Genomic DNA, 6,183 nt, shown 5'->3' on the forward strand with positions numbered 1-6,183 from the left:
TCGAGACGAAATCGCTGCCCAATTGTGCGCGTGCGGGTGCACCAAAGTGTGGTTGAGCAGGCGCAGCATTAAATGCTGGGCGTCGGCGCCGGAACCAAGGAGGCTAACGTGAGCAGGTTTACCGAGAACATGTTCCGCAACGCTCACGAGAGCGCCAAGGGCATGGTGACCGGCGAACCACACCAGCCGGTCCGGCACACCTGGCTAGAGGTCCACCAGCGTGCCCGCCGAGTGGCCGGCGGCCTGGCGGCGGCCGGCATCGGCCACGGTGACGCGGTCGGAGTCTTAGCCGGCGCGCCGGTGGAAATCGCGCCGACGGTGCAGGGGCTGTGGATGCGCGGCGCCAGCCTGACCATGCTGCATCAGCCCACACCGCGCACCGACCTGGAGCTGTGGGCAAAGGACACCACCACCGTCGTCGACATGATCGAAGCGAAGGCGGTGATCGTCTCCGATCCGTTCATGGCGGCCGTGCCGGTGCTCGAGCAACGGGGCTTGAAAGTGCTGACCGTCGAGCAGCTGCTGGCGTCCGACCCGATCGACCCCATCGACACCGATGAGGACGACCTGGCGCTGATGCAGCTGACGTCCGGTTCCACCGGTTCTCCGAAGGCGGTGCACATCACCCACCGCAACATCTACTCCAACGCCGAGGCGATGTTCATCGGCGCCAAGATGGATCCCAGCGGCAACGACGTGATGCTCAGCTGGCTGCCGTGCTTCCACGACATGGGCATGGTCGGCTTCTTGACCGTGCCGATGTACTTCGGCGTCGAGCTGGTCAAGGTCACCCCGATGGACTTCCTGCGCGACACGCTGCTGTGGGCCAAGCTGATCGACAAATACGGGGGCACCATGACGGCCGCCCCCAACTTCGCCTACGCGCTGTTCGCCAAGCGACTGCGCAACCAGGCCGCCCCTGGTCAATTCGACCTGTCGACGCTGCGCTTTGCGCTGTCGGGTGCCGAACCGGTGGACCCCGCCGACGTCGAGGATCTGATCGACGCCGGCAAGCCGTTCGGGCTGCGGCCCGAGGCCGTGATGCCCGCGTACGGCATGGCCGAAACCACCCTGGCGGTGTCGTTCTCCGAACTCGGCGACGGCCTGGTAGTCGACGAGGTGGACGCCGATCTGTTAGCTGCACTGCGCCGGGCGGTGCCGGCCACCAAGGGCAACACCCGCCGGTTGGCGTCGTTGGGGCCGTTGCTGACGGGCATCGAGGCGCGCATCGTCGACGACGACGGCGCCGTGCTACCGACCCGCGGCGTCGGCGTGATCGAGTTACGTGGTGAACCGGTGACCCCGGGTTACACCACGATGGGTGGCTTCATTCCGGCGCAAGACGAGCACGGCTGGTACGACACCGGTGACCTCGGCTACCTGATGGAGAACGGTCACATCGTCGTGTGTGGTCGGGTCAAGGACGTCATCATCATGGCCGGCCGCAACATCTACCCGACCGACATCGAGCGTGCCGCATGCCGGGTCGCGGGCGTCCGCCCGGGCTGCGCGGTGGCCGTGCGGCTTGACGCCGGGCATGCCCGGGAGACCTTCGCCGTCGCGGTCGAGTCCAACGCTTTCCAGGATCCCGCCGAAGTGCGTCGCATCGAGCATCAGGTCGCACACGAGGTTGTCAGCGAGGTCGACCTGCGGCCCCGCAACGTCGTGGTGCTCGGTCCCGGGACCATCCCGAAGACTCCGTCGGGCAAGCTGCGACGGGCCAACTCCGTCACCCTGGTCACCTAGCACGACGAGCGGACGCCGAATTACCAGGCGTGGACTCGGTTTTGGGCCGGCTCCAGCCCCAACTCGATGAGTAGCTCGGTGGCGTCGGCCGCCTGCTCGCACAGCGTCGGCACTTCGGGGCGTTCGGCGGCAGTGAAGTTCTCCAGCACGAAAGCCGCCGGATCCTTCCGTCCCGGTGGCCGGCCGATACCGATCCGCACCCGCTGAAAGTCCTTGGTTCCCAACGCGGAAGCGATCGAGCGCAGCCCGTTGTGACCGCCCTCGCCGCCGCCGATTTTCAGCCGGATCTGACCGAAGTCGATGTCCAGGTCGTCGTGGATGACCAGTATGTCGGCCGCCGGCACCGAATAAAACTTGGCCAGTGGGCCCACTTGGCGGCCGGCCTCGTTCATGTAGCAGCGCGGCTTGGCCAGCACCACTGAACGCCCACCGAGGCGGCCGGTGACAATCTCCGCGCCGGAACGCTTGTGCGCCTTGAACGTTGAACCCAGCCGGGCGGCGAGCCGGTCGGCGACCATGAACCCCAGATTGTGCCGGGTCTGGGCGTAGTTTGGCCCCGGGTTGCCCAGGCCGACCACCAGTAGCGGGCCGGCCATGAATTATTCGGATTCGGGCTCGGACTCGGACGCCTCGGCCTCTTCGGCGGCCTCCTCGGCCGGCTCTTCGGCCTCGGCCACCTCGCCGGCGCCCTCGGCTTCGAGCTCCTCGGCGGTCGGCGCGATCACCACGTTGACGACCAGCTGATCAGGATCGGAGATCAGGGTGACGCCCGGCGGCAGCGTGATCTGGCCCGCGGTGAACTGGGTACCGGGTTCGGCGCCCGCGACCGACACGACCAGCTCCTGGGGAATCGACAGCGGCTCGGCCTCGATCTCGACGGTGTTGGCCTCCTGGGTGACCAACGTGCCGTTTGCGGCGTCGCCCTGGACGTCGATGCCGACCTCAACGACCACCTTCTCGCCGCGACGCACGACCAGCAGATCGGCGTGCTGGATGGTGCGGCGGATCGGGTGGATCGCCAGCGCCTTGGTCAATGCCAGCTGCTCTTTGCCGTCGATCTGGAGGGTCAGCACCGCGTTGGTCCCGGAGTGCCGCAGCACCGCGGCGAAGTCGTGTCCGGGCAGTTCCAGATGCTGCGGGTCGGCCCCGTGACCGTAGAGGACGGCGGGAATCTTGCCGTCGCGGCGCGCCCGCCGCGACGCGCCTTTGCCGGTTTGGGTCCGCACTGAGGCGGTGAGCTCGTTCGCAGACTTAGCCATGGTGTCGCTCCTGTGTCAGTTTTCCTGGCACGGCGAGAATCGCGACAACCGCTGAGTTGGTCGGTATCGGTCCCCGTCGATCACGGTGGTATGCGGTGTTCGCCGCAGGCCACCCTCGCCGTGACGCCCGGTCAGGTTAGCGCATCAGCACCTCAGAGCGGAAATTTAGTCTCCGTAAGCCGTTCGGACAGCTCCCACAGAGCGCTGCCGGTTCCGGTGCGTTTGGCCAGCGGGCTGCGCCCGACCGGCCGGCTGCGTCCGGCCATGCCGAAGCTGGGGCCGATGAAGCTGTCGCCCGGCAGGTCCTGCGAGGCGGCATACAGCGTTTGCCGGGCGCCGAAGTCGGCGTCGGTGGCCAGCACGCGGGTGGCAACCGACATCACCGCGTCGCCGAACTTGCGCCCGGTCCGCCCTTGCAGGTTGGTGTGCGAGTAACCGGGGTGGGCGGCCAGCGCGCGCAGCGGCGAGCCGACCGACTTCAGGCGCCGCTGCAGCTCGCTGGTGAACAGCAGGTTGGCCAGCTTGGACTGGCCGTAGGCCACCCACGCCGAGTAGGGCCGCGAGGTCCAGTTCAGGTCCCGGAGCGAGATGTAACCCATCCAGTGCATCAACGAGGAGACGGTCACCACCCGGTCGGTGAGCTTGGGCAACAGCAGGTTGGTCAGCGCGAAATGACCGAGATGGTTGGTGCCGATCTGCGACTCGAAGCCGTCGGTGGTCACCGAATGCGGGACGGCCATCACGCCGGCATTGTTGACCAGGACGTCGACGGCGTCCACCCCGTCGGCGAACTGCCGCACCGAGGCCAGATCCTGCAGGTGAAGTCGCCGCACCTCGACGTCTCCGGTCATGTCCCGGGCGGCGGCTTCGCCCTTTCCGGTGTTGCGTACGGCGAGGATGACCTGAGCGCCGACGCGGGCCAGCTCGCGGGCCGTCACCGCACCGAGGCCGCTGTTGGCGCCGGTCACGATGACGGTACGTCCGGCGAATGAAGGCAAGTCTGCGGCGGTCCACGACGTCATGGCAAACACACTAGTGCCGCGCGCCGCCGGCTACTTGGGTGCGACGGTGAATCCGTGGATGATCGCCTGGATGGCATCCGCATCGGGCACGGCCTGTACGGCAAGGCTGGTGACAGCGAGCTGGACCAGGTAGCGCTGATGGGCGGGCGCCGATCCGGTTGGGATGACGATCCGGTTGTAGGTATGCAGCCGTTGGCCGCCCAGGTCGTAGCTGCCTTCGATCATCGACGACGGAAAGCCGTGAAAGTCGGCGGCGGACTGGTCGAGCAGTTTGAAGTTGTCCGCGAGCGTCGCGTCGGCGTTGCCGTGCTTGACCAACTCGGCGGCGTCGAAGTCTCCACTCAGTTTGAAGACCATCAGCATGGCGGTCGGAAAATTGTCACCCTTGGCGATGGCCTCGGTGGTGGGCGCGATGTTCGGCTTGTCCGCTTTCTGCCAGCCCGGGGGTGTCGGAATCGACACGGTCAGGTCGGTCAGCTTGTCCGGCGCCACCGGCTCACCGTTTATCCCGTTGTCTTTCAGGTACTGCGCAAACGGTACAGGTGCTTCCGTCGTCGTCGTCGGAGTCGCGGTCGTGGTCGTCGTCCAGATCGACTGGTAATCGGGAGTTTTCGGTCCACAGCCGACCGGCACAACGGTCAGAGCCAGGACCGCGAGCGCGGCTTTGCACAACCCGGCTCTCACAGGATCTCGCGAACCCTGTCCAATGGACGAGCCAGCCGCGTGCCTTTCGGTGTGACGACAAACGGCCGTTCGATGAGGATGGGATGTTCGGCCATAGCGTCGAGCAATTGGTCGTCGCTCGCATCGGCCAGATTCAGCTCGGTGTATAGCGATTCGCGTTTGCGGACCGCGCTGCGCACCTCGATCCCGGCGTCGCGGATCATCCTCAGCAACTCGTCACGAGACGGCGGTGTCTTGAGATACTGCACAATGTTGGGCTCAACACCGCTGTCGCGCAACAACTCGAGGGTTTTACGCGAAGTCGTGCACTTGGGGTTGTGGTAGATGACGATGTCGCGGGCACGCGAAGCCATCTAGGCGTCCCCGTCGAATAGTCCTGTGACCGAGCCGTTTTCGAATACCGCGCGGATCGTGCTGGCCAGCAACGGAGCGATCGACAACACCGTGAGTTGCGGGAACCGCTTTTCCTCACCGATCGGCAGCGTGTTGGTGACGATCACCTCCCGGGCGCCGCAGGCGGCCAGCCGCTCGGCGGCCGGGTCGGACAGCACCCCGTGGGTGGCCGCGATGACCACGTCGCTGGCGCCGTCTTCGCGCAGCAGCTTCACCGCGCCGGCGATGGTGCCGCCGGTGTCGATCATGTCGTCGATCAGCACACAGGTTCGCCCGGCGACCTCGCCGACGACGCGGTTGGCGACCACCTGGTTGGGCACCCGCGGATCGCGGGTTTTGTGGATGAACGCCAGCGGAACGCCGCCCAGCGCGTCGGCCCATTTCTCGGCGATGCGCACCCGGCCCGAGTCGGGGGAGACGACGACCATGTTGCCGTCGGGGTAGTTGTCCGCGATGTAGCCGGTCAGCAGGTTCTGCCCGCGCATGTGGTCGACGGGCCCGTCGAAGAAGCCCTGGATCTGGTCGGTGTGCAGGTCGACGGTGACGATCCGGTCGGCTCCGGCTGTCTTGAGCAGGTCGGCGACCAGCCGCGCCGAGATCGGTTCGCGGCCGCGGTGCTTCTTGTCTTGGCGGGCGTAGGGATAGAACGGCATGACGGCGGTGATCCGCTTGGCGCTGCCCCGCTTGAGCGCATCGATCATGATCAGTGCTTCCATCAGCCAGTTGTTCACCGGGTCGGGGCAGGACTGCAGGACGAACGCGTCACAGCCACGCACCGACTCGTGGAAGCGCACGAAGATCTCGCCGTTGGCGAAGTCGCGCGCGGTCTGGGCGGTGACGTGGACGTCGAGCTCCTTGGCCACCTGTTCGGCCAGCTCGGGGTGCGAGCGGCCGGCGAACAGCATCAGATTCTTGCGGTTATCGGTCCAGTCGTAGCTCATCTGTCGCCCTCGCCGATTCGGATCGGATGGTTACCCAATTGATTGCCTGTGAATGATGCGCCTCTGTATGGCTCGCCACTGAATAATAGGTAGCGAATCGCCGCTGCGCTGCTCCCGTGCCGTCATGTTGTCTCCGTC

Annotated in this window: 7 protein-coding genes; 1 reads left to right on the plus strand and 6 read right to left on the minus strand. The window is 66.3% G+C overall.

Annotated elements, in window-relative coordinates; translation table 11 throughout:
- The first annotated feature begins 108 nt into the window (after window positions 1-108).
- Window positions 109-1,746 (plus strand): fatty acyl-AMP ligase, encoded by a 1,638-nt coding sequence (locus tag VKI00_RS26340; protein ID WP_324443480.1) that lies wholly within the window; start codon window positions 109-111, stop codon window positions 1,744-1,746.
- 20 nt (window positions 1,747-1,766) lie between these two features.
- On the opposite strand, the gene pth is transcribed toward VKI00_RS26340, so the two are convergent.
- From pth to VKI00_RS26370, 6 genes are all read right to left on the minus strand, one after another.
- Window positions 1,767-2,342: an aminoacyl-tRNA hydrolase gene (gene pth / locus VKI00_RS26345; RefSeq protein ID WP_324443482.1), complete on the minus strand. Its 576-nt coding sequence runs from the start codon at window positions 2,340-2,342 to the stop codon at window positions 1,767-1,769.
- Between the two features lie 3 nt (window positions 2,343-2,345).
- Entirely contained in the window at window positions 2,346-3,005 is a 660-nt protein-coding gene (locus VKI00_RS26350; protein WP_324443484.1) for a 50S ribosomal protein L25/general stress protein Ctc, read from the minus strand.
- A 152-nt stretch (window positions 3,006-3,157) separates the two neighbouring features.
- Window positions 3,158-4,027, minus strand: a complete 870-nt coding sequence (locus tag VKI00_RS26355; protein WP_324443486.1) for an oxidoreductase — start codon at window positions 4,025-4,027, stop codon at window positions 3,158-3,160.
- A 30-nt stretch (window positions 4,028-4,057) separates the two neighbouring features.
- Window positions 4,058-4,711: an LpqN/LpqT family lipoprotein gene (locus VKI00_RS26360; RefSeq protein WP_324443488.1), complete on the minus strand. Its 654-nt coding sequence runs from the start codon at window positions 4,709-4,711 to the stop codon at window positions 4,058-4,060.
- The gene (gene arsC / locus VKI00_RS26365) at window positions 4,708-5,064 is read right to left on the minus strand and encodes an arsenate reductase (glutaredoxin) (protein ID WP_324443490.1); all 357 of its coding nucleotides are present in this window, start codon (window positions 5,062-5,064) and stop codon (window positions 4,708-4,710) included. The genes VKI00_RS26360 and arsC overlap by 4 nt, the downstream gene beginning before the upstream one ends.
- Entirely contained in the window at window positions 5,065-6,045 is a 981-nt protein-coding gene (locus VKI00_RS26370) for a ribose-phosphate diphosphokinase (protein WP_324443492.1), read from the minus strand.
- Between the last annotated feature and the right edge of the window lie 138 nt (window positions 6,046-6,183).

Source organism: Mycobacterium sp., assembly GCF_035314665.1.
In the GTDB taxonomy this organism is placed as follows: domain Bacteria; phylum Actinomycetota; class Actinomycetes; order Mycobacteriales; family Mycobacteriaceae; genus Mycobacterium.